Below are 21,786 nucleotides of genomic sequence, written 5' to 3'. Positions count from 1 at the left end.
TCGTGAACCAGCGAGGACAGTGCAGATGGCTAAACGTATTCAGTTTCAGGCCCACGGCGGCCCAGAAGTGCTTGAGTTTGTTGACTACACCCCCGTCGAGCCGGGCCCGCAGCAGGTGCGGGTGCGCAATCAGGCCATCGGTCTTAATTTCATCGACACCTATTACCGCAGCGGTTTGTACCCGCTGCCCGAGCTGCCGTCCGGGCTGGGCAATGAAGGGGCGGGGGTGGTGGATGCCATCGGCAGCGACGTGCACAACGTCAAGGTCGGCGACCGCGTGGCCTACGGCACCGGCCCGCTGGGGGCTTACAGCGAGTTGCACGTGTTGCCCGCCGCGAATGTGGTGAAGCTGCCCGATGACATTTCGTATGAAGAGGCCGCCGCCGTGATGCTTAAGGGCTTCACGGTCCAGTACTTGTTGCGTCAGACCTATGAACTCAAAGGCGGCGAAACCATTCTGTTCCACGCGGCGGCCGGTGGTGTGGGTTCGATTGCCTGCCAATGGGCCAAGGCGCTGGGCGTGAAATTGATCGGCACGGTCAGTTCCCCGAAAAAAGCAGCATTGGCCAAAAAGCTGGGCGCGTGGGCAACCATCGACTACAGCCACGAAGATGTGGTCCAGCGGGTTCTGGAACTGACCGACGGCAAGAAATGCCCGGTGGTGTACGACGGCGTCGGTAAAGACACGTGGCTGACGTCTCTGGACTGCCTGTCGCCGCGGGGGCTGATGGTCAGCTTCGGCAACGCATCAGGCGCCGTGACGGGTGTAAACCTGGGGATTTTGTCGCAGAAGGGCTCGTTGTATGTCACACGGCCAACATTGGCGTCGTATGCCAATACCCCCGAGAACTTGCAAAAAATGGCAGACGAGCTGTTCGAGATGATCCGCAGCGACAACATTACGGTGGACATCAGCCAGCGCTTTGCCTTGAAAGACGCCGCCAAGGCACAGACCGAACTGTCAGCACGCCGCACGACCGGCTCGACCATTCTGGTGCCTTGATCTCAACCCGCCGGCAGCCGCTGGCGAAGGCCTCTCGGCCTGCGACAGCGGCCCCGCGTTGAATCAGGCCGGGCGGACCACCTTGCCCGTCGCCAGATCGCGAATCAGGCTCGGGTTTTTCCGCCCGCCCAGGTTGCCGCCCAACACATGGTCGATTTGCCCCCGGAAGTATTGCTCCACCTTCAGCCGCGTCCGCGCAGCCGGCAAACCCGCCGGGTTGGCAGACGTCGAGACGATCGGGCCCACCAATGAACACAGTTCGCGCACCAGCGGGTGATCGCTCACACGCAATGCCACGGTGTCGTGCACGCCGGTAATCCACTCGGGCAACAAGCCCTGGTGCGGCACCAGCCAGGTGTTCGGCCCCGGCCAGGTACTGGCCATGCGGTCGAGCCAGTCCTGGGGGAAGTCCTCAAACAGAAAGTCGAATTGGTGAATATTGTCGGCAATCAAAATCAGGCCTTTATCCACAGGCCGCGACTTGATGGCCAGCAGCCGTTCTACCGCGTCTTCATCCCATGGGTCGCAACCCAAACCCCAGACCGCTTCGGTGGGATAGGCAATCACCGCGCCCGCGCGAATGGCGGTTGCGGCTTGCTGTACGCGCCAGGTGCTGATCATTGAATGTCTCCAGATATGTGCTGTGCGCAAGTGTACTTAGCTGGCGCGAGCAAACCAACGTCCGCCCTCCAGGACCACGTGGCCTTCTAGCTCCAGCTCGGTCAGGGCGGCGAGCAGGGTGGGCAATGCCCATCCGCTGGCACGGGCCAGGCCTTCGCTGGTGTAGGGCGATGCCTGCAACAATTGCACGAGCGGATGACAACTTGGCGTGAACAATCCACCGGTGGACACCGGCATTGAGCGCCAGCCGCGCAGCCCTTCCAGAATGTGCTCAACGGTTTCCACCAGCGTAGCCCCGTCGCGGATCAATTGGTGACAGCCTCGCGCGCCGGGGTGGTGGATGGAACCGGGCAGGGCGTACACCTCTCGCCCCTGTTCGGCCGCCAGCCGCGCCGTTATCAGCGAGCCGCTGGCCACGCTGGCTTCCACGACCAGTACCCCCAGGGATAAACCGCTGATGATGCGGTTGCGACGGGGGAAGTTGCTGGCGTGTGGCCCGGCGTCCAGCGGGAGCTCTGAAACAACGGCGCTGCCGCTCGCAATCATGGCCTCAGCCAAGGCCCGGTGGCGCTGTGGATAAAGTTTTTGCAGACCGGTGCCGAGCACCCCGACGGTCTGCCCGCCGATGTCCAGCGCGGCCTGATGCGCGGCGCCATCAATCCCCAGCGCCAGCCCGCTGGTGATGACAAATCCGGCGCCCGCCAAGGCGCGGGAAAACGCACTGGCGGTGTCCAGCCCCGGCCGCGAAGCGCGTCGGCTGCCGACCATGGCCAGCTGTGGTTTTTCCAGAATCGACGGCGCGCCCGCCACAAACAACAGGGGCGGCGCATCGCTGAGTTCAGCCAGCAAGGCCGGGTAATCGGGTTGGTCGTGGAGTAGCAGATGCTGGTTGCAGCCCTCAAGCCAGCGCAATGCAGCGCTTGCGCCGTCGCGCACCTCAACACTGCGCCGGGCTTCGGCGCACACCGCCGGCAAGCCCAGCGACCGCCACGCACTGGCAGGCGCACTGAGCGCCGAGCTGGCTGAGCCAAAGGCATTGAACAGGGTGTAATAACGACGCGGGCCAACTTCAGGCAAGCGGTGAAGACGCAGACGCGCTTCCAGCTCTGCCGGGGAAATACGCGAACATTCAGACAGCGACATAGGATCATCCTTGATCTGTTTCACCAGCGTTACGAAGTCAACAACCTGTGGATAACTCTGTTAACAAGTTGTTTGGGAAAATCGCCCGCCGGGACGGCAGGGCGGCTCGCTACCCTTGAAATACAAGCGGCATTCCCCACCTTAGTAGAACGATTCAGCCAGACAGCGAAGAGGCAAAAGGCCACTTGGCCGAATCGCATGAGAAGTGGGCATTACCCCTCAGGCCCTGCACGCATCCGACTCACAATCAACGCAGGCGGGGCCTGAGTTTCAGCGCAAAATGGCAGCGGCAAAACGCGACAGCGGGTGTCATACCTGCTGACAAACGAGCGTTCGGCGGCAGGTTACAAAGTGCTACAAGCGCCAGACCGCAAGGCGCGCGTACCGTGCAGCCCGGCAGCTAGTCGTTTCATCCGCGGGGGAATCCCTTTATTATGTGCGCTCGCGTGAAACGCTTGAGCCCGAGCGGGTTCTCTCTGAAAGAGACGTTTTGCACAGGTTGCCCGAGTCCTCAGGACCCACCTGACAACCGTTATTAATCTTTCATACAGTGCAGCAATTACGCCTATGGCCATCTTGAACATCCTCGAATTCCCAGACTCGCGACTACGCACCATCGCCAAGCCCGTGGAGGTTGTGGACGACGAAGTGCGTCAGTTGATCGATGACATGTTTGAAACCATGTACGAAGCGCCGGGCATCGGTCTGGCAGCGACCCAGGTCAACGTCCACAAGCGCATCGTGGTCATGGACCTGAGCGAAGACCGCAGCGCGCCGATGGTCTTCATCAATCCGGTGTTCGAAACCCTGACCGACGAGATGGACCAGTACCAGGAAGGCTGCCTGTCGGTGCCGGGATTCTACGAAAACGTGGACCGCCCGCAGCGCGTCAAGATCAACGCGCTGGACCGTGATGGCAAACCGTTCGAAATGATTGCCGAAGGCCTGCTGGCCGTGTGCATCCAGCACGAGTGCGATCACCTCAACGGCAAGCTGTTCGTCGATTACCTGTCTAATCTCAAGCGTGACCGGATCAAGAAGAAGCTGGAAAAACTGCACCGCCAGAACGCCTGACCGGCCCAGTAACCGCCGCCCCCGCACGAGGCGGCGATCCCGCGCGACGCGGCTTTGATCCGGGCAACACCGATAGGCCTCAAGCCCCCGCCACCGGGGGCTATCGGTAGTTCCCGGGATTATTCCCGCGCATTCCCCCATTCCAAGTGAGTAATCCATGACTGAGCCACTGCGCATCGTCTTTGCCGGCACCCCAGAATTCGCCGCTGAACACCTCAAGGCACTGTTCGACAGCCCTTACGAGATCGTCGCGGTTTACACCCAACCGGATCGTCCGGCCGGGCGCGGGCAAAAGTTGATGCCAAGCCCGGTCAAGCAACTCGCGTTGGAACACAACCTTGCCGTGATGCAGCCGCCGACCCTGCGTGCGCCTGAGGCCCAGGCCGAACTGGCCGCGCTCAAGCCGGATTTGATGGTGGTCGTGGCCTATGGCCTGATCCTGCCGCAAGCCGTGCTCGATATTCCGCGTCTGGGCTGTATCAACAGCCACGCTTCGCTGCTGCCACGCTGGCGCGGTGCGGCGCCGATCCAGCGGGCAATTGAAGCGGGCGACAGCGAAAGCGGCGTGACCGTGATGCGCATGGAGGCCGGTTTGGACACCGGCCCGATGCTGCTCAAGGCCTTTACCCCTATCACGCGTGAAGACACCGGCGGCAGCCTGCATGATCGTCTGGCCGAGCTGGGCCCGCCTGCGGTGATCGAAGCCATTGCCGGTCTGGCAGCCGGCACGTTGGTGGGCGACGTGCAGGACGACAGCCTCGCGACCTACGCCCACAAGTTGAACAAAGACGAAGCACGCATCGACTGGAATCGTCCGGCGGTGGAGCTGGAGCGTCTGATCCGCGCCTTTAACCCGTGGCCGATCTGCCACAGCACCCTGAACGGCGAAGCCTTGAAAGTGCTGGCTGGCACGGTTGCGCAGGCACAGGGCACGCCCGGTCAGATCCTCGCCGCCAGCAAGGACGGGCTGATCGTGGGATGCGGTGAAGGCGCGTTGTGTCTGACCCGCCTGCAATTGCCCGGTGGCAAAGCGCTGAACTTCAGCGACTTTTTCAACAGCCGCCGTGAGAAATTCGCTATCGGCACCACCCTCGGTGAAACGGAAAAAGCCCAATGAACCCGCGTCTGGCCGCCGCCAAGGCACTGACAGCTGTTCTGAACGGCAAAGCGTCGCTTAACAGCTCGTTGCCATTACAGCTGGATAAAGTCGAAGTCCGCGATCGCGGCCTGACCCAAGACCTCGCATTCGGCACGGCGCGCTGGCAGCCACGGCTGTCGGCGCTGGCCAACAAACTGCTGCAAAAGCCCTTTAAAGCGGCAGACGCTGACGTTGAAGCGTTGCTGCTGGTCGGCCTGTATCAACTGCTCTACACCCGCATTCCCGCCCACGCCGCCATCGGTGAAACCGTGGGGTGCGCCGACAAGCTGAAAAAGCCGTGGGCCAAAGGGTTGCTCAATGCCGTGTTGCGCAATGCCCAGCGCGAAAGCGAGGCGCTACTGGCCGAACTGGAACACGACCCGGTGGTGCGCACTGCCCACCCGCGCTGGTTGCAAAAATCCCTGAAAGCGTTCTGGCCTGAGCAATGGGAAGCCATCTGCGCCGCCAACAACGCGCATCCGCCCATGATTCTGCGGGTCAATCGTCGTCATCACAGCCGCGACGCCTACCTGCAATTGCTGGCGGACGCGGGCGTCCAAGCGACGGCTTGTGCCTTCAGCCGGGACGGTATCGTGCTGGCCGAAGCCTGCGACGTGCGTCACCTGCCGGGCTTTGCCGAAGGCTGGATCAGCGTGCAGGACGAAGCCGCACAACTGGCGGCCGACCTGCTCGATCTGGCACCCGGCCAGCGTGTGCTGGATGCCTGCTGCGCGCCGGGTGGCAAAACCTGCCACATCCTTGAAGTTGAACCCAACCTCGCCGGCGTGGTGGCCGTGGATCTCGAAGCCAAGCGTCTGGTGCGCGTGCGCGAGAACCTTGAGCGACTGGGCCTGAGTGCCGAACTGATTGCTGCCGACGGCCGCGACACGGCCACATGGTGGGACGGCAAACCGTTCCAGCGCATTTTGCTGGATGCGCCTTGCTCAGCGACGGGCGTTATCCGACGCCACCCGGACATCAAGCTGACGCGTCAGCCAGACGACATCGCCGCCCTCGCGACCTTGCAAGGTGAGTTGCTGGACGCCATGTGGCCGACGCTCGACGTCGGTGGCATCCTGCTCTACGCCACGTGCTCAACGCTACCGACCGAGAACACCGAGGTGATTGAAGCATTCCTTGCCCGCACACCGGGTGCGCGAGAGCTGGACATCGCCGGGCAGTTCGGTCTCAAGCAACCGCACGGGCGCCAACTGCTGGCCCAGGAAGGCGGGCACGATGGCTTCTATTACGCCAAGTTGATCAAGATCGCAGCCGCTCGCGGCTAATCGAGAACAGGAAATGACGGCATGAAAATCATCATCCTCGGCGCAGGCCAGGTCGGTGGCACCCTGGCAGAGCATCTGGCCAGCGAAGCCAACGACATCACAGTGGTCGATACCGATGGCGAACGCCTGCGCGACCTCGGTGACCGCCTCGACATCCGCACCATTCAGGGCCGCGCTTCACTGCCCAATGTACTGCGTCAGGCGGGCGCCGACGATGCCGACATGCTGGTGGCAGTGACCAACAGCGACGAGACCAACATGGTCGCCTGCCAAGTGGCGTACTCGCTGTTCCACACACCCACCAAAATTGCCCGCGTGCGTGAATCGGCCTACCTGAGCCGGGGCGAAGAGCTGTTCGACAACGACGCGATTCCGGTCGATGTGCTGATCAGCCCCGAGCAAGTGGTGACCAATTACATCAAGCGCCTGATCGAACACCCCGGTGCCTTGCAGGTGATCGACTTCGCGGAAGGCAAGGCGCAATTGGTGGCGGTCAAGGCGTACTACGGCGGCCCGTTGATTGGTCAGCAATTGCGCCAACTGCGCGAGCACATGCCGAATGTGGATACACGGGTGGCGGCGATTTTCCGACGTGATCGGCCAATTACGCCCCGCGGCGACACGGTGATCGAAGCCGACGACGAAGTCTTTTTCATCGCCGCCCGCGCCAACATTCGCGCCGTGATGAGCGAAATGCGCCGCCTGGATGAAAGCTACAAACGCATCGTGATTGCTGGCGGCGGCCAGATCGGCGAGCGGCTGGCCGAAGCCATCGAAAGCCGTTATCAGGTCAAGATCATCGAGATGAGCGCTGCCCGTTGCCGCTACCTGTCGGACACGCTCGACAGCACCGTGGTGCTGCAAGGCAGCGCTTCGGACCGCGACCTGATGCTGGAAGAAAACATCGCGGATGCCGACCTGTTCCTGGCGCTGACCAACGACGACGAAGCCAACATCATGTCGTCGCTGCTGGCCAAGCGGCTGGGGGCGAAGAAGGTCATGACCATCATCAACAACCCGGCGTATGTGGACCTGATTCAGGGCGGCGAAATCGACATCGCCATCAGCCCTCAGCTGGCCACCATCGGCACCTTGCTGGCCCACGTGCGGCGCGGCGATATCGTCAGCGTGCACTCACTGCGCCGCGGCGCGGCCGAAGCCATCGAGGCCATCGCTCACGGCGATTCGAAGTCAAGCAAGGTGATCGGGCGGCGCATCGGTGAAATCCACCTGCCACCCGGCACCACCATCGGCGCAATCATTCGCGATGAAGAAGTGCTGATTGCCCACGACGCCACGGTGATCAATGCCGGGGACCATGTGATTTTGTTCCTTGTGGATAAAAAGCATATTCGCGACGTCGAGAAGCTGTTCCACGTAGGACTGAGCTTTTTCTAAGGAGCCAGACGGATGTTGGATTCACTGGAAAAGATGTTGGCCAAGGGTGTGGATAACGCATTGCTGCGCTTTGGGCTGGGCAAGGGTTATCTCGACCTTGGGGATCACCTCAAGGCGGTGCAGCACCTGCAATGCTGCGTGACCTTTGATCCCAAGTACTCTGCCGCGTGGAAGTTGTTGGGCAAGGCGCACCTGGCGGCCGGGGATCGGGGCGCAGCGCGTTCGGCGTGGGAGCAAGGGCTAGCGGCAGCGCAGGCCCATGGCGACAAACAGGCCGAAAAAGAAATGACCGTGTTTTTGAAAAAACTCGACAAGTAGTCGCCGCCGCAGCCTGCGGCAGCCACTACAAGGTCGGTCGGCGGGCGCGTTAGTACCAGCGCGCCTCGCCCGGCGGACGCTTTTTGAAGCGTTTCATGCTCCACATGTACTGGCTCGGGTAAGCCCGCACGTACTTTTCCACCACTTGGCTCATCGCTTTGCACGACGTTTCGGTGTCGGTGCTGTACATGGCTTCGGGCGCCGCTTCCAGAATCACTTTGAAGCCCGAGCCGTCAGGCAGGCGCAGGGCGTGCAGGAACACCCCCACGGCTTTGCCGCCCGCCAGCATGTTGGGCACAAATTTGCTGGTCAGGGCCTGAGTGCCGAGGAACGGCACGAAAATACCTGCCGATTCCGCGGGCTCGGGGTCGGCCGGGATACCGACCTGACCGCCTTTGCGCACTTCCTTGATGACACTCAAGATGCCTTCTTTGGTCGACGCGGCCACGCGGTTGCCCAGTTGCACGCGCTGTTTGCGCAGCAGTTCGTCCACCGCCTTGAGCTTGGGCGGACGGTAGAAAATGATCGGCTTGCACTGGCTACAATAGAAGTGATTGAGCACTTCCCAGTTACCCAAATGGCTGGTGATCCCGACCACGCCCTTGCCGGAGGCCAGCGCGTCCTTGAGCACCTGCAGCCCCTCGACTTCACGCACCAGGTCGATGGAGCGCTGGGCAGGCCAGATCCACGCGCAGGCACTTTCCGTCAGGCTTTTGCCGATGTCCTTAAGGCTTTGGCCCACCAGTTGCTCGCGGGCAACCGGGTCCATTTCCGGGAAACATTTCGCGAGGTTGATGCGCACCACTTCCCGCGAACGGTTCGGCAGTTTCCACATCAGCCAGCCGATGGCCGACCCCACACGTTGCACCGCGCCCCACGGGAGCATGGCAAACACGCGCAACGCCCCGACCAGCAAGGCACCTTTAAACTTTTCCACAGGGGGTTCCCATTCAATACAAAAACAGCGTTTGTCGTCGCTGACCAAGCACGAGGCGGCGACCACAGGGTTCAAGAGTGGCCAGCATTCTAACCGCCGTTTGCCAGCTCCGCGTAGCGGTAGCAGGTGGTGGCGTGGTCCATGACCATGCCACTGGCTTGCATGAAGGCATAGCAAATGGTCGGTCCGACGAACGTGAACCCGGCTTTTTTCAGGCCTTTGCTCATGGCTTCGGCCTCGGGGGTGACGGCCGGAAACTCATGCCGTTCGGTGAAGTGATTGATCTTGGGCGTCCCTTGCACAAACGACCACAAGAACGCCACCGGGTTGTCCAGCGCCAGCCAGGCCTGGGCATTACGCCGGGCGCCCGCCACTTTCAGGCGGTTGCGAATGATCCCCGGGTCTTGCAGTAACGTCTCTATCTCGGCGTCGCTCATCACCGCCAGACGCTGGGCATCAAAGCCAAACATGACCTTGCGATAGTGCTCGCGTTTCTTCAGAACCGTGATCCATGACAAGCCGGCCTGGAACCCTTCGAGCAATAACAACTCGAACAACCCGTGCGCATCGCGCAACGGTACGCCCCACTCCTGATCGTGATAGGCCATGTACAGAGGGTCATCCGAACACCAGAAACAACGTGCCATAAAGGCTCCAGGAGGTGGAGGCGCGACCGAATCGGGTATACTCCCGCTCTTTAAATCGCAGCCCAAGAAACAGGTGAATTTGTGAGCCAGCCTACGCCAGCAGTGCGTACCTTCCAAGACTTGATCCTCGCCCTCCAGCAATACTGGGCCGAGCAAGGTTGTGTGGTGCTTCAGCCCTACGATATGGAAGTGGGCGCCGGCACATTCCATACCGCCACTTTTTTGCGCTCCCTGGGCCCAGAAACGTGGAACGCCGCTTATGTGCAGCCCAGTCGTCGACCGACTGACGGCCGCTACGGCGAAAACCCGAACCGTTTGCAGCACTACTACCAGTTCCAGGTGGTATTGAAGCCAAACCCGCCTAATTTCCAGGAGCTGTACCTGGGCTCGCTGAAACACATCGGCCTCGACCCGCTGGTGCACGACATCCGTTTCGTTGAAGACAACTGGGAATCGCCAACACTGGGCGCCTGGGGTCTGGGCTGGGAAATCTGGCTCAACGGCATGGAAGTCACCCAGTTCACCTACTTCCAGCAAGTCGGCGGCATTGAGTGCTACCCGGTAACCGGCGAAATCACCTACGGCCTTGAGCGACTGGCGATGTACCTGCAAGGCGTGGATTCCGTCTACGACCTGGTCTGGACTGACGGCCCGTTCGGCAAAGTGACCTACGGCGACGTGTTCCACCAGAACGAGGTCGAGCAGTCGACTTACAACTTCGAACACGCCAACGTCGACAAACTGTTTGAGCTGTTCGATTTCTACGAAAGCGAAGCCAAGCGCCTGATCGAACTCGACCAGCCGCTGCCGTTGCCCAGCTATGAAATGGTGCTCAAGGCATCGCACACCTTTAACTTGCTGGATGCGCGCCGCGCCATTTCCGTGACGGCCCGTCAGCAATACATCCTGCGTGTGCGTACCCTGGCGCGTTCGGTGGCTCAGGCGTACCTCGAAGCGCGCGCCAAATTGGGCTTCCCGATGGCACCCCCTGATTTGCGTGATGAAGTGTTGGCTAAGTTGGAGGCTGCACAATGAGTGCTCAAGATTTTCTGGTTGAACTGGGCACTGAAGAACTGCCACCCAAAGCCCTCAACACGCTGGCCGACGCCTTTCTGGCCGGGATCGAAAAAGGCCTGCAAAACGCTGGCCTGAACTTCACCGCGAAAAAAGTCTACGCCGCGCCGCGTCGTCTGGCCGTGCTGTTGACGCAGCTCGACACCCAGCAACCGGACCGCAGCATCAACATCGACGGCCCGCCACGTCAGGCCGCGTTCGACGCTGAAGGCAACCCGACGCAGGCAGCTCTGGGTTTCGCCAAAAAATGCGGCGTTGAACTGAGCGAAATCGATCAGAGCGGCCCGAAACTGCGTTTCAGCCAGGTGATTGTCGGCAAGCCGACCGCCAGCCTGCTGCCGACCATCGTTGAAGATTCGTTGAACGACTTGCCGATTCCAAAGCGCATGCGCTGGGGCGCCCGCAAGGAAGAGTTCGTACGTCCGACCCAATGGCTGGTCATGCTGCTGGGCGATGAAGTGGTCAACTGCACGATCCTCGCGCAAACAGCCGGTCGCGACTCCCGTGGTCACCGCTTCCATCACCCTGAAAGCGTGCGTATCACCTCGCCGGCCAACTACCTCGAAGACTTGCGCAAAGCCTATGTGCTGGCCGACTTCAACGAGCGCCGCGAGCTAATTGCCAAGCGCGTGGCCGAGCTGGCGACCCTGCAGGAAGGCACCGCCATCGTGCCGCCAAGCCTGCTCGACGAAGTGACCGCACTGGTTGAGTGGCCTGTGCCGCTGGTGTGCTCGTTCGAAGAACGCTTCCTCGATGTACCGCAAGAAGCGCTGATCACCACCATGCAGGACAACCAGAAGTACTTCTGCCTGCTGGACGTGGATGGCAAGTTGCTGCCGCGCTTTATCACCGTGGCCAACATCGAGAGCAAAGACCCGCAGCAGATCATCTCGGGTAACGAGAAAGTCGTGCGCCCACGCCTGACGGACGCCGAGTTCTTCTTCAAGCAAGACAAGAAGCAGAAGCTCGAAGACTTCAACCTGCGCCTGCAAAACGTGGTGTTCCAGGCCCAATTGGGCAGCGTGTTCGACAAAGCCGAGCGCGTGTCCAAACTGGCTGCGTTCATCGCGCCACGCATTGGCGGCGACGCCCAGCGTGCTGCCCGTGCCGGTTTGTTGTCCAAGTGCGACCTGGCCACTGAAATGGTGGGCGAGTTCCCGGAGATGCAAGGCATTGCCGGTTACTACTACGCCCTCAACGACGGCGAGCCGGAAGACGTTGCACTGGCGCTCAATGAGCAGTACATGCCACGTGGCGCAGGCGCTGAACTGCCAGGCACCCTGACCGGTGCGGCCGTGGCCATCGCTGACAAGCTCGACACCCTGGTCGGCATCTTCGGGATCGGCATGTTGCCCACCGGCAGCAAAGACCCGTATGCCCTGCGCCGTGCAGCGCTGGGTATCCTGCGCATCCTGATCGACAAAAAACTCGACCTCGACCTGACTGAAGCCGTTAATTTCGCGGTGACCGCGTTCGGCGCCAAGATCAAGTCGGCGGGGCTGGCGGATCAAGTGCTGGAATTCATCTTCGACCGCCTGCGTGCGCGTTATGAAGACGAAGGCGTGGACGTGGCCACTTACCTCTCGGTACGTGCCCTGCAACCGACCTCGGCGCTGGACTTCGATCAACGCGTGCAAGCCGTTCAGGCGTTCCGTCAATTGCCGGAAGCCGCTGCCCTGGCAGCCGTGAACAAGCGCGTGTCGAACCTGTTGAGCAAAGTGGACGGCACCGTGTCGACCCACGTTGAAGCCAAGTTCTTCGACAATGCCAGCGAGTTCTCGCTGTACTCGGCCATTCAAAAGGCCGATGAAGCGGTGCAACCCATGGCCGCTGCCCGTCAGTACAACGAGGCCCTGACCCGTCTGGCGGCGTTGCGCGAGCCGGTGGATGCATTCTTCGAAGCCGTGATGATCAACGCTGACGACGCCAACGTGCGGGCTAACCGCTACGCATTGCTGGCGCGCCTGCGCGGTCTGTTCCTCGGCGTTGCCGACATCTCGTTGCTGGGCTAAGGGGCTGCTGTTGAAACTGCTGATTCTCGATCGGGACGGAGTGATCAATTACGACTCCGACGCTTACATCAAGTCTGTCGAGGAGTGGATCCCGCTCCCCGGCGCGATCGAGGCCATCGCGCAGTTGAGCAAGGCGGGCTGGACAGTGGCCATCGCCACCAACCAGTCCGGCATTGCACGCGGCTACTACGACATCGCCACCCTGAACGCCATGCACGACCGTTTGCGGGCGCTTGTGGCCGAGCAGGGCGGCGACGTTGGCCGGATTGAATATTGCCCGCACGGGCCTGATGAAGGCTGCGACTGCCGAAAACCCAAACCCGGCATGCTGCGCACGATTGCCGAGCATTACAGCGCCGATTTACATGAATGTTGGTTTGTTGGCGACAGTTTGGGTGACTTGCAGGCTGCAAAAGCCGTCGGTTCACAGCCAGTTTTGGTGAAAACCGGAAAAGGCGAAAAAACGCTCGAAAAAAATCTTCCGGCTACTACCCTGATTTTTAACGATCTGGCGGCAGTTGCCGCAAAACTTATCCACACATAAGGCATTTTTGAACACCTGCTGACTTCCGTTGCCCAGGCCTGTTCACAAATGCGTTATCCGCAACGGTAAAAGCCTCTATGTCGATCCTGCAGGCCATCAGAACTTTTTTCTTTTACCTGCTGCTGGGCACCAGCTCGCTGCTGTGGTGCTCGCTGAGTTTTTTTGTCGCCCCCTTTCTGCCGTTTCGTGCGCGTTATCGTTTTATCAACGTGTACTGGTGCCGTTGTGCACTGTGGCTGACGCGGGTGTTCCTGAACATTCACGTTGAAGTGAAGGGCGCAGAAAACGTCCCGCAGCGTCCGTGCGTGATTCTGGCCAACCACCAAAGCACCTGGGAGACGTTTTTCCTCTCCGCTTACTTTCAGCCGCTGAGCCAGGTGCTCAAGCGTGAACTGTTGTATGTGCCGTTTTTCGGCTGGGCCATGGCCATGCTGCGCCCGATAGCCATCGACCGTGATAACCCGAAAGCGGCACTCAAGCACATCGCCAAGAAGGGCGACGAGCTGCTCAAGGACAACATTTGGGTGCTGATCTTCCCGGAAGGCACGCGCGTGCCTTACGGCACGGTGGGCAAATTCTCCCGAGGCGGTACGGCGCTGGCGGTCAATGCTGATTTGCCGGTGTTGCCGATTGCCCATAACGCGGGCAAGTACTGGCCAAAAGTGGGTTGGGCGAAAAAACCCGGCACCATTGAGGTGGTGATTGGCGAGCCGATGTACGCCAATGGCACCGGGCCGCGCGCCATTGCCGAGCTGAACGACCGGGTTCAAGCCTGGAACGAACAGGCTCAACGCGCCATGGGTTCGCTGCCGCCAGTGGCTGAACCGGTTGAAGCGATTGAGCGCTAGGCGTTTTGTGGATAACGTGTGTACAAGTTTTGGATTTCTTCGTAAAAACGCTCGTAAGTCGATGATTTATATACTTATTTCTCGGTATGACTTTTTAGCGTAAAACGTGCATAAGTTTTTCTAAGGCTTAAAAAAACCGGCGTTTTCGCCGGTTTTTTTGTGCCGCTTATACAGCCTCTTACACCTTATCAATGTTCACGTTCCGGGTTTCCTTAAGGCACAGCATGCCCACCACCAGGCTGACCCCGGTAATCAGCACCGGATACCACAGCCCGTAGAAGATATCCCCGGTGTACACCACCAGCGCGAACGACACGGTGGGCAGAAAACCACCAAACCAGCCATTGCCAATGTGGTATGGCAGCGACATGGACGTGTAGCGAATGCGGGTCGGGAACAGTTCCACCATCACCGCGGCCAACGGGCCGTAGGTCATGGTCGCAATCAACGTCAGCATGACCATCACCAGCACCACCATGGGCTGGTTGACGGCACTTGGGTCAGCCTTGGCCGGGTAGCCGGCGGCCGAGATGGCGGCACGCATGGCCGCTTCGTCGAAGCCCTGGATCTGCTGCTCGCCCACCGACACTTGCACGGGCGTGCCGGGCGCTGCCGACACAGAGGTGTACGGCAAACCCTGTTTCACCAGGAAGGTTTTGACCTTGTCGCACGGGCTGTCGAAGCGCGCCTTGCCCACCGGGTCAAACTGGAACGTGCAGGTCGAAGGATCGGCCATCACCACAATCGGTGACTGGCGGCTTGCCGCGTCGATCTGCGGGTTGGCGTAGTGGCTGAGGGCTTTGAACAGCGGGAAGTACAGCACGGTGGCCAACAACAAGCCCATCATCAGGATCGGCTTGCGCCCGACGCGGTCCGACAGCCAGCCAAAAAAGATGAAGAACGGCGCGCCAATCACCACGCTGATAATCAGCAGCGTATTGGCCTGTGCCGGGTCCATCTTGAGCATTTGCGTGAGGAAGAACAGCACGTAGAACTGCGCGGTATAGAAGGTCACGGCTTGACCGGCGTTGATGCCGAACAGCGCAATCAGCACGATTTTGAGGTTTTCCCATTTGCCGAAAGACTCGCGGATCGGCGACTTGCTGCTTTTACCTTCGGCCTTCATTTTCACGAAGGCAGGCGACTCATGCATGCTCATGCGGATCTAGGTCGAGATGCACAACAGCACGATGGACAGCAGGAACGGCAGGCGCCAGCCCCACACTTCAAACTCGTCGCCCGTCAGGTAGCGACAGCCCAGCACCACCACCAGCGACAGCAGCAGGCCCAGGGTCGCGGTGGATTGAATCCAGCTGGTGTTGAAACCGCGTTTGCCGGGCGGCGCGTGCTCCGCCACGTAGGTGGCAGCACCGCCGTATTCGCCGCCGAGCGCCAGCCCTTGGAGCATGCGCAGCAGCACCAGCATGATCGGGGCCGCAATGCCGATGCTGGCATAGGTGGGCAGCAAACCGACGGCAAAGGTCGAAAGGCCCATCAGAACGATGGTCATGAGGAAGGTGTATTTTCGCCCGATCATGTCGCCCAAGCGGCCGAACACCAGCGCCCCGAACGGACGCACCAAGAAGCCGGCAGCAAAGGCCATCAGCGCAAAAATGAACGCAGTGGTGTCATTCACCCCGGCGAAGAACTGCTTGCTGAGGACCGTCGCCAGCGCGCCATACAAGAAAAAGTCATACCACTCGAAAACGGTCCCGAGGGATGACGCAAAAATGATTTTTCGTTCTTCTCGACCTGTCGGCGCTTTCGCGACGCCAGCCGTTTGTGCGATTGAGTCTGACATGTTCAATGTCCTCGGCCCTTGGGGCCACAGTGATTATTGTTGTTGTCCACTGTCGGTTCCGGATGACTGCGACCGGAACCACGATCACCTTCAGGCGACCGGTATTGCTGCTACGCGAGACGTATCCACCGCTTTTTCTGCCCGATTGACGGGTGGTTCAAGAATCAGTTGCGCAGCTTTTTCGCCAATCATCAGCGTAGGCGAACAGGTATTACCCGACACGATATCGGGCATGATCGACGCATCGGCCACCCTTAATCCCACGACGCCGTGAACCCGCAATTGGGCATCCACCACGGCGTCTGAATCCTGCCCCATGCGGCAGGTGCCCACGGGATGGAAAATCGTCGTACCGATGCGGGCGGCCGCTTCATACAACTGTTGCTCAGTGTGCAGTTCAGGGCCAGGCAGATATTCCTCGGGGCTGAAGCCTTGCAGGGCAGGGCTGGCGACAATGTGGCGCGTCAGCCGGATGGCATCCGCCGCCACGCTTAAATCGTCGGGGTGGCTGAGGTAATTAGGATCGATCAACGGCGCGTCGTCCGGGTTGGCAGAGCGGATATCCACGCGGCCGCGACTCTTAGGCCGCAGGTTGCACACCGATGCGGTGAAGGCGGGGAAGGTGTGCAACGGCTCACCGAAGCGTTCCAGCGACAAGGGCTGCACGTGGTACTGCAAATTCGCGGAAGGCTGCGCGGGGTCTGACTTTACAAACGCCCCCAACTGGCTGGGCGCCATGGCCAGCGGGCCGCTGCGGTCGTAAGCGTAACGCAGGCCCATGCCCAGTTTGCCCCACAGGCTATTGGCCACCTGATTGAGGGTGCGCGCTTTGCTCAGTTTGAAGATCAGGCGCAGTTGCAGGTGGTCCTGCAAGTTGCCGCCGACACCGGGCAGCTCGTGCTCGACCTTGATGTTCAGGCTTTCGAGTAAAGGTCGCGGGCCAATCCCCGAGCGCTGCAAAATCCCCGGCGAGCCTATCGCGCCTGCGCACAGAATGATTTCACGCTGCGCGTTGAAGTCCTGTTCCGTGCCTTGCCAACGGGCGCGCACATGGGTGGCGCGGCCGTCGTCTAACAGCACTTTATTGACGTGAACGTCGGTGAGCACGGTCAAATTCGGCCGTTTGAGGATCGGCCGTAAAAATGCTTTGGAGGCGTTCCAGCGCACCCCGGCACGCTGATTGACCTGAAAGTAGCCACAACCCTGATTGTCGCCGGTGTTGAAATCGTCGACGGTCGGGATGCCGCTTTGGGCAGCGGCGGCGCGAAAAGCGTCGAGTATGGGCCAGGCATATCGCTGTTGCTCAACCCGCCATTCGCCGTCACTGCTGTGCATATCGGCATTGCCGCCGTAGTGTTTTTCGCTGCGTTTGAACAGCGGCAGCACGTCTTTCCAGGCCCAGCCCGGGTTGCCCTGTTCGGCCCAACGGTCGTAGTCACTTGCCTGACCGCGCATGTAGATCATGCCGTTGATCGACGAACAGCCACCCAGCACCTTGCCCCGTGGATAACTCAGGCTGCGGCCTTGCAAGCCGGCCTGCACTTCGGTTTTGAAACACCAGTCGGTACGCGGGTTGCCGATGCAGTACAGATACCCCACAGGGATGTGAATCCATGGGTAGTTATCACGGCCGCCCGCTTCCAGCAGCAGCACCGAGTGGGCAGGGTTGGCCGACAAACGGTTGGCCAGCACAGAACCGGCAGGGCCTGCGCCCACAATGATGTAGTCATAGACCTGAGTCGCTGATGGCATGAAGCACCTCGCGCCTGTATTTATTTTTATTGTCCTGCCCCATCGTATTGATTAATTTCGAGTTGAAAACGCGCGATTTCGCCCATGGCCTGTGCGTTTTTGCACAACACCTCCTACAGCTGCGCCCGAGGACACTCATGTTCGACTGGAATGACCTGCGGTATTTTCTGGAGTTGCAGCGCAGCGGTCGCCTGCTGACCGCCGCCAAACGCCTCAATACCACCCACAGCACGGTGGCGCGGCACATTGAGACCATCGAACACCATCTGGGCACGGCGCTGTTCGTGCAGCATGCGCAAGGGTACGAACTGACCCCGGCCGGGCAAGCGCTGCTCAAGCACGCCGAGGCGATGGAAAACGTTGCGCTGCTGGCACAGGAAGAAATCACCCAGGCCATGGCGCCGCTGGGCAAGATTCGTCTGGGGGTCACTGAAGGCATCGGCATCATGTTCATTACCGCCCGTCTGCGCGGCCTGTTTGAGCGCTATCCGGGGCTGGAGGTGGAGCTGGTGGCGGTACCGCGCTTTGTCAGCATTCTCAACCGTGAGGCCGAAATCAGCATCCATCTGGAGCGACCCAATGCCGACCTGTTGATCACCCGCAAACTCACGGATTACACCCTAGGGCTTTATGCCAGCCCCACGTACCTGGAAAGAGCACCCGCGCTCAATGATCGCGATGACCTTGGCCAGCACGATTGGATCGGGTACGTCGATGACCTGTTGTTCAGCCAGGAGCTGCTGTTCCTGAATACCTTCTGCCGCACCCCGACCGTGACGTTTCGCAGCACCAGCGTGATCGCTCAGCAACAGGCGGCAAGCGCCGGGTTGGGCATTGCCGTGCTGCCCAATTACATGGCCCGTCACGACCCGGCGCTGGTGCGGGTCTTGCCGCAGGAGTCGGTGCAACGCAGCTACTGGATCAGCACCCGCCGCGAGCTGCACAAGTCTGTGCGGTTGCGCGTGGTGTGGGATTTTTTGCTGGCGTTATGCACAGCCGAACAACCCGTGTTGATGGCCCCCTGACCGGCCCCCGCGCGCGTGGGCCTGTGGATAACGTTTAAAAAACAAAAAACGCGAAACAGCCCACACCCTGTGCATAAATTCGGCAGCACATAAAACCCTGTTCTAAAGTCACGCCCTTAAAGGGGACTTCGCGATAGAAGCCCGCGCTCTAATAACGATAAGAAGTGAGCTTTTATGAACAGGGACGTTCGTCGTGGCAGCGCCGCGCCTATTGTGTGCGCCAGCCTGCTGGTAGTGCTTTCTACCCCGGCCCGGGCGGTGTATCAGGAACAGGGCACCGCAGGCGATGCGGCCAGCTGGCGCTCCGCCGAGTATGGGCAGGATTGGGGCCTTGAGCGGCTGTCGGCCAATGCGGCGTACGCGGCGGGTGTCACCGGGGCCGGGGTCAAGATCGGCGTCATGGATTCGGGGTTCGACCCGGGTCATCCCGAAGCCGCCCGCTTCCAGGCCGTTACGGCCAGCGGTCAGTCCGCAGACGGCACGCCCTTTTCGGTCAGCGGCGTGCTCAACCCGCGTAACGATTCCCACGGCACCCACGTCACCGGCACCATCGCCGCCGCCCGTGATGGCGTTGGCATGCACGGTGTGGCCTTCAATGCCGATCTGTATGTGGCCAATACCAACCAGAACGACAGTTTTTTGTTCGGCCCCCACCCGGATGCGCTCTATTTCAAGGCCGCCTATAACGCATTGGCGGATGCAGGCGTGCGAGCGATCAACAACAGTTGGGGCAGCCAGCCCAAAGACGTGAACTATCAAACCCTTGAGGGTCTGCACGCGGCGTATGCACAGCATTACAACCAAAACACCTGGCTGGATGCGGCTGCCGACGTGTCGCGTCGTGGGGTGATCAATGTGTTCAGCGCCGGTAACAGCGGGGTGGCCAACGCCAGCGTGCGTTCAGCGTTGCCGTACTTTCAACCCGACCTTGAAGGACACTGGCTGGCGGTCTCCGGGCTGGATAAAAACAATCAGCAAAAGTACAACCAGTGCGGCATCGCCAAGTACTGGTGCATCGCCACCCCCGGCGCATTGATCAACAGCACCATCCCGGGCGATGGCTACGGGGTGAAGTCCGGCACTTCCATGTCGGCCCCGCACGCCACGGGGGCTCTGGCGCTGGTCATGGAGCGCTACCCGTACCTGAACAACCAGCAAGCCCTCAACGTCTTGCTGACGACCTCCACCCAACTGGACGGCTCGCTCACTCAGGCACCGAGTGAACGGGTGGGCTGGGGCGTGCCGGATCTGGCCCGGGCAATGAAGGGGCCGGGGCAGTTGCTCAGGACCTTTGATGTGCAGCTCAACAACGGGCAACACGATGTGTGGAGCAATAACCTGACGGATACCGCGCTGGCCGCTCGTCAGCAGGAAGACGCGGCCGAGCATCTGGCGTGGCAACACACCCTGATCGACAACGGGTGGACCCAGGGCCTTGCGAGCGGCGCCAGCCAACAGGAACACACCGATTACGCCATTGGCATGGCCCGCGATGCAGCCGCTGCCCAACGCGAATACCAGGGCAGTCTGATCAAGTCCGGTGCAGGCAGCCTCACGCTGACCGGCGTCAACACCTATCGCGGCGCCACCACGGTCAATGGCGGCACCCTCAACGTGAACGGCTCGATCACCTCGAACGTGACGATCAACGACAGCGGCACACTCGGCGGATCGGGCAGTGTCGGCGGTTTGATCGCCAACACAGGGGCGAGTGTGGCGCCCGGTAACTCCATCGGCACGCTGAACGTCGCGGGCGACGTGACCTTCAAGGCCGGCTCGACCTACGCCGTGGAGTTATCCCCAACCCAAAGCGACCAACTGGTCGCGGGCGGCAAGGCCACGCTGGAGGGCGGCACTGTGACACTGGCGCTGGAAAACACCCCTGATCTGCTTACCCAGCCGCAAGCGCGCAGCCTGCTAGGCCGCCAGTATCAGATCCTGCACGCGGCGGGCGGTATTGAAGGGCAGTTCGCCAGCGTCATGCCCAATTTCCTGTTTATCGGCGCACACCTCGACTACTCGGCCAGCACCGTGCAGATGGCGATCGAGCGCACGGCCACCGCCTTTGCCGACGTCGGCGCCACGCCGAACCAGCGCGCTGTCGCCGCCGCCAGTGAACAATTGGGCGCGGGCAATGCGGTGTATGAAAGCGTATTAAGCGCTCCGTCGATCGCCGAGGCTCAACGCGCATTCCAGCAGTTGTCGGGAGAAATTCATCCGGCACTGGGCACGATGCTGATCAACGACAGCCGTCAATTACGGGAGGCAGTCGGTGAACGCCTCAATTCGCCAGACGCCTGGCAGTCATCGCACGCAGCGCCCGAGGTGTGGTTCAAGGCACTCGGCGCGTGGGGCAAAACCGACTCAGGCCATGACACGGCGGATTACACGACCTCGATTGGCGGTGCAGTGGCCGGCGTGGATGGCGCACTCAATGACGAAACACGGCTCGGCCTGCTGGGCGGTTACAGCGACAGTTCGCTGAATATGGGCACCGGCACGCATTCGCGGGCCACGGTGGACAGCTATCACGTAGGCGCCTACATCGGCCACGCGCTGGGGGCGGTTCGGGTCAGCGGCGGTGCAACCTACAGCTGGCACCGTGCCGATGTGAAACGCGACTTGCAGTACAACAACAGCAGCGCCAAACAAAAAACCAAACGTGACGCGCAAACGGTGCAGGTCTTGACCGAAGCGGCCTACCGCGTGGACTTGCCAGCGGTGGGGCTGGAGCCGTTCGCCCATCTGGCGTACATCCACGTCAACAGTGAGGGGTTCACCGAAAAAGGGGACGCCGCCGCACTCAAGGGCAGTCACGATCAACGCGACGCGGTGCTCGGCACATTAGGTCTGCGGGCGCTGAAAACGGTGCATATCGCCCGGCAACCACTGGATCTGGCGGGCAGCCTGGGCTGGCAGCACACGCTCAGCGCAGTCGATTCGGACACCCATGTGCGATTCGCCTCGGGCGGGCCGAGCTTCACCGTTGAAAGTTCGCCGTTGGTACGGGATGCCGCCCTGGTCGGCGCGCACGCCAGCCTCGCGATCAACCGCGACTTGCGCGTCAACCTGGATTACAGCGGCCAACTGGCCAATCGGGAAAAAAGCCACGGCGTGGGCCTGAGCCTCAATTGGCAGTTCTGATTTCACGGCTTTCGTAAACAC

17 protein-coding genes and 1 pseudogene are annotated in these 21,786 nt (G+C 60.9%); 12 read left to right on the top strand and 6 right to left on the bottom strand.

Translation table 11 applies throughout. From position 1 onward, the window contains the following. Positions 1-25 precede the first annotated feature (25 nt). Positions 26-1,003: an NADPH:quinone reductase gene (locus tag BKD70_RS02525; RefSeq protein ID WP_047278951.1), complete on the top strand. Its 978-nt coding sequence runs from the start codon at positions 26-28 to the stop codon at positions 1,001-1,003. 63 nt (positions 1,004-1,066) lie between these two features. Here BKD70_RS02525 and BKD70_RS02520 read toward each other — a convergent pair whose 3' ends face one another. Both BKD70_RS02520 and dprA read right to left on the bottom strand, forming a co-directional pair. Further along, positions 1,067-1,624, bottom strand: a complete 558-nt coding sequence (locus BKD70_RS02520) for an L-threonylcarbamoyladenylate synthase (RefSeq protein WP_047278952.1) — start codon at positions 1,622-1,624, stop codon at positions 1,067-1,069. 36 nt (positions 1,625-1,660) lie between these two features. Beyond that, on the bottom strand, positions 1,661-2,767 hold the full coding sequence (gene dprA, locus BKD70_RS02515; RefSeq protein WP_047278954.1) for a DNA-processing protein DprA: 1,107 nt from the start codon (positions 2,765-2,767) through the stop codon (positions 1,661-1,663). 567 nt (positions 2,768-3,334) lie between these two features. Between dprA and def the strand changes: the two genes are divergently transcribed. From def to BKD70_RS02490, 5 genes are all read left to right on the top strand, one after another. Beyond that, positions 3,335-3,841 (top strand): peptide deformylase, encoded by a 507-nt coding sequence (gene def / locus BKD70_RS02510; RefSeq protein ID WP_047278956.1) that lies wholly within the window; start codon positions 3,335-3,337, stop codon positions 3,839-3,841. A gap of 157 nt (positions 3,842-3,998) precedes the next feature. Then, on the top strand, positions 3,999-4,958 hold the full coding sequence (gene fmt / locus BKD70_RS02505) for a methionyl-tRNA formyltransferase (protein WP_047278957.1): 960 nt from the start codon (positions 3,999-4,001) through the stop codon (positions 4,956-4,958). Further along, entirely contained in the window at positions 4,955-6,265 is a 1,311-nt protein-coding gene (rsmB, locus tag BKD70_RS02500; protein WP_047278958.1) for a 16S rRNA (cytosine(967)-C(5))-methyltransferase RsmB, read from the top strand. Before fmt ends, rsmB begins: the two co-directional genes overlap by 4 nt. 21 nt (positions 6,266-6,286) lie before the next feature. After that, positions 6,287-7,663 (top strand): Trk system potassium transporter TrkA, encoded by a 1,377-nt coding sequence (trkA, locus tag BKD70_RS02495; RefSeq protein WP_047278959.1) that lies wholly within the window; start codon positions 6,287-6,289, stop codon positions 7,661-7,663. A 12-nt stretch (positions 7,664-7,675) separates the two neighbouring features. After that, positions 7,676-7,981: a hypothetical protein gene (locus tag BKD70_RS02490; RefSeq protein ID WP_047278962.1), complete on the top strand. Its 306-nt coding sequence runs from the start codon at positions 7,676-7,678 to the stop codon at positions 7,979-7,981. Between the two features lie 49 nt (positions 7,982-8,030). Here BKD70_RS02490 and BKD70_RS02485 read toward each other — a convergent pair whose 3' ends face one another. Both BKD70_RS02485 and BKD70_RS02480 read right to left on the bottom strand, forming a co-directional pair. Then, complete coding sequence (locus BKD70_RS02485) at positions 8,031-8,918, bottom strand: lysophospholipid acyltransferase (RefSeq protein WP_047279215.1); 888 nt, start codon at positions 8,916-8,918, stop codon at positions 8,031-8,033. A gap of 89 nt (positions 8,919-9,007) precedes the next feature. After that, on the bottom strand, positions 9,008-9,565 hold the full coding sequence (locus BKD70_RS02480; protein WP_047278965.1) for a DNA-3-methyladenine glycosylase I: 558 nt from the start codon (positions 9,563-9,565) through the stop codon (positions 9,008-9,010). 81 nt (positions 9,566-9,646) lie between these two features. Between BKD70_RS02480 and glyQ the strand changes: the two genes are divergently transcribed. From glyQ to BKD70_RS02460, 4 genes are all read left to right on the top strand, one after another. Then, on the top strand, positions 9,647-10,600 hold the full coding sequence (gene glyQ, locus BKD70_RS02475) for a glycine--tRNA ligase subunit alpha (protein WP_003437964.1): 954 nt from the start codon (positions 9,647-9,649) through the stop codon (positions 10,598-10,600). Next, complete coding sequence (gene glyS / locus BKD70_RS02470) at positions 10,597-12,651, top strand: glycine--tRNA ligase subunit beta (protein WP_047278967.1); 2,055 nt, start codon at positions 10,597-10,599, stop codon at positions 12,649-12,651. The genes glyQ and glyS overlap by 4 nt, the downstream gene beginning before the upstream one ends. A gap of 10 nt (positions 12,652-12,661) precedes the next feature. Continuing rightward, positions 12,662-13,195: a D-glycero-beta-D-manno-heptose 1,7-bisphosphate 7-phosphatase gene (gene gmhB / locus BKD70_RS02465; RefSeq protein WP_047278969.1), complete on the top strand. Its 534-nt coding sequence runs from the start codon at positions 12,662-12,664 to the stop codon at positions 13,193-13,195. Positions 13,196-13,272: 77 nt separating this feature from the next. Next, entirely contained in the window at positions 13,273-14,043 is a 771-nt protein-coding gene (locus tag BKD70_RS02460) for a 1-acyl-sn-glycerol-3-phosphate acyltransferase (RefSeq protein ID WP_047278971.1), read from the top strand. Positions 14,044-14,221: 178 nt separating this feature from the next. On the opposite strand, the pseudogene BKD70_RS02455 reads toward BKD70_RS02460, so the two are convergent. Further along, positions 14,222-15,844, bottom strand: a pseudogene (locus BKD70_RS02455) (MFS transporter). Between the two features lie 90 nt (positions 15,845-15,934). Continuing rightward, positions 15,935-17,596, bottom strand: a complete 1,662-nt coding sequence (locus BKD70_RS02450; RefSeq protein ID WP_047278974.1) for a GMC family oxidoreductase — start codon at positions 17,594-17,596, stop codon at positions 15,935-15,937. A 137-nt stretch (positions 17,597-17,733) separates the two neighbouring features. Here BKD70_RS02450 and BKD70_RS02445 point away from each other — a divergent pair, with 137 nt between their 5' ends. Next, complete coding sequence (locus BKD70_RS02445) at positions 17,734-18,621, top strand: LysR family transcriptional regulator (protein ID WP_047278977.1); 888 nt, start codon at positions 17,734-17,736, stop codon at positions 18,619-18,621. Positions 18,622-18,795: 174 nt separating this feature from the next. Beyond that, positions 18,796-21,765, top strand: a complete 2,970-nt coding sequence (locus tag BKD70_RS02440) for an autotransporter serine protease (RefSeq protein ID WP_047278979.1) — start codon at positions 18,796-18,798, stop codon at positions 21,763-21,765. The last annotated feature ends 21 nt before the right edge of the window (positions 21,766-21,786 follow it).

It is taken from the genome of Pseudomonas sp. BS-2016, from assembly GCF_001806145.1.
Classification (GTDB): domain Bacteria; phylum Pseudomonadota; class Gammaproteobacteria; order Pseudomonadales; family Pseudomonadaceae; genus Aquipseudomonas; species Aquipseudomonas lundensis.
This window is presented reverse-complemented; position numbering and strand designations above follow the sequence as displayed.

Bases quoted from the DNA above. Each gene is read 5' to 3' on its own strand.
- BKD70_RS02525 (WP_047278951.1), top strand. From the start codon at position 26: ATGGCTAAACGTATTCAGTTTCAGGCCCACGGCGGCCCAGAAGTGCTT.
- BKD70_RS02520 (WP_047278952.1), bottom strand. From the start codon at position 1,624: ATGATCAGCACCTGGCGCGTACAGCAAGCCGCAACCGCCATTCGCGCG.
- dprA (WP_047278954.1), bottom strand. From the start codon at position 2,767: ATGTCGCTGTCTGAATGTTCGCGTATTTCCCCGGCAGAGCTGGAAGCG.
- def (WP_047278956.1), top strand. From the start codon at position 3,335: ATGGCCATCTTGAACATCCTCGAATTCCCAGACTCGCGACTACGCACC.
- fmt (WP_047278957.1), top strand. From the start codon at position 3,999: ATGACTGAGCCACTGCGCATCGTCTTTGCCGGCACCCCAGAATTCGCC.
- rsmB (WP_047278958.1), top strand. From the start codon at position 4,955: ATGAACCCGCGTCTGGCCGCCGCCAAGGCACTGACAGCTGTTCTGAAC.
- trkA (WP_047278959.1), top strand. From the start codon at position 6,287: ATGAAAATCATCATCCTCGGCGCAGGCCAGGTCGGTGGCACCCTGGCA.
- BKD70_RS02490 (WP_047278962.1), top strand. From the start codon at position 7,676: ATGTTGGATTCACTGGAAAAGATGTTGGCCAAGGGTGTGGATAACGCA.
- BKD70_RS02480 (WP_047278965.1), bottom strand. From the start codon at position 9,565: ATGGCACGTTGTTTCTGGTGTTCGGATGACCCTCTGTACATGGCCTAT.
- glyS (WP_047278967.1), top strand. From the start codon at position 10,597: ATGAGTGCTCAAGATTTTCTGGTTGAACTGGGCACTGAAGAACTGCCA.
- BKD70_RS02460 (WP_047278971.1), top strand. From the start codon at position 13,273: ATGTCGATCCTGCAGGCCATCAGAACTTTTTTCTTTTACCTGCTGCTG.
- BKD70_RS02450 (WP_047278974.1), bottom strand. From the start codon at position 17,596: ATGCCATCAGCGACTCAGGTCTATGACTACATCATTGTGGGCGCAGGC.
- BKD70_RS02445 (WP_047278977.1), top strand. From the start codon at position 17,734: ATGTTCGACTGGAATGACCTGCGGTATTTTCTGGAGTTGCAGCGCAGC.
- BKD70_RS02440 (WP_047278979.1), top strand. From the start codon at position 18,796: ATGAACAGGGACGTTCGTCGTGGCAGCGCCGCGCCTATTGTGTGCGCC.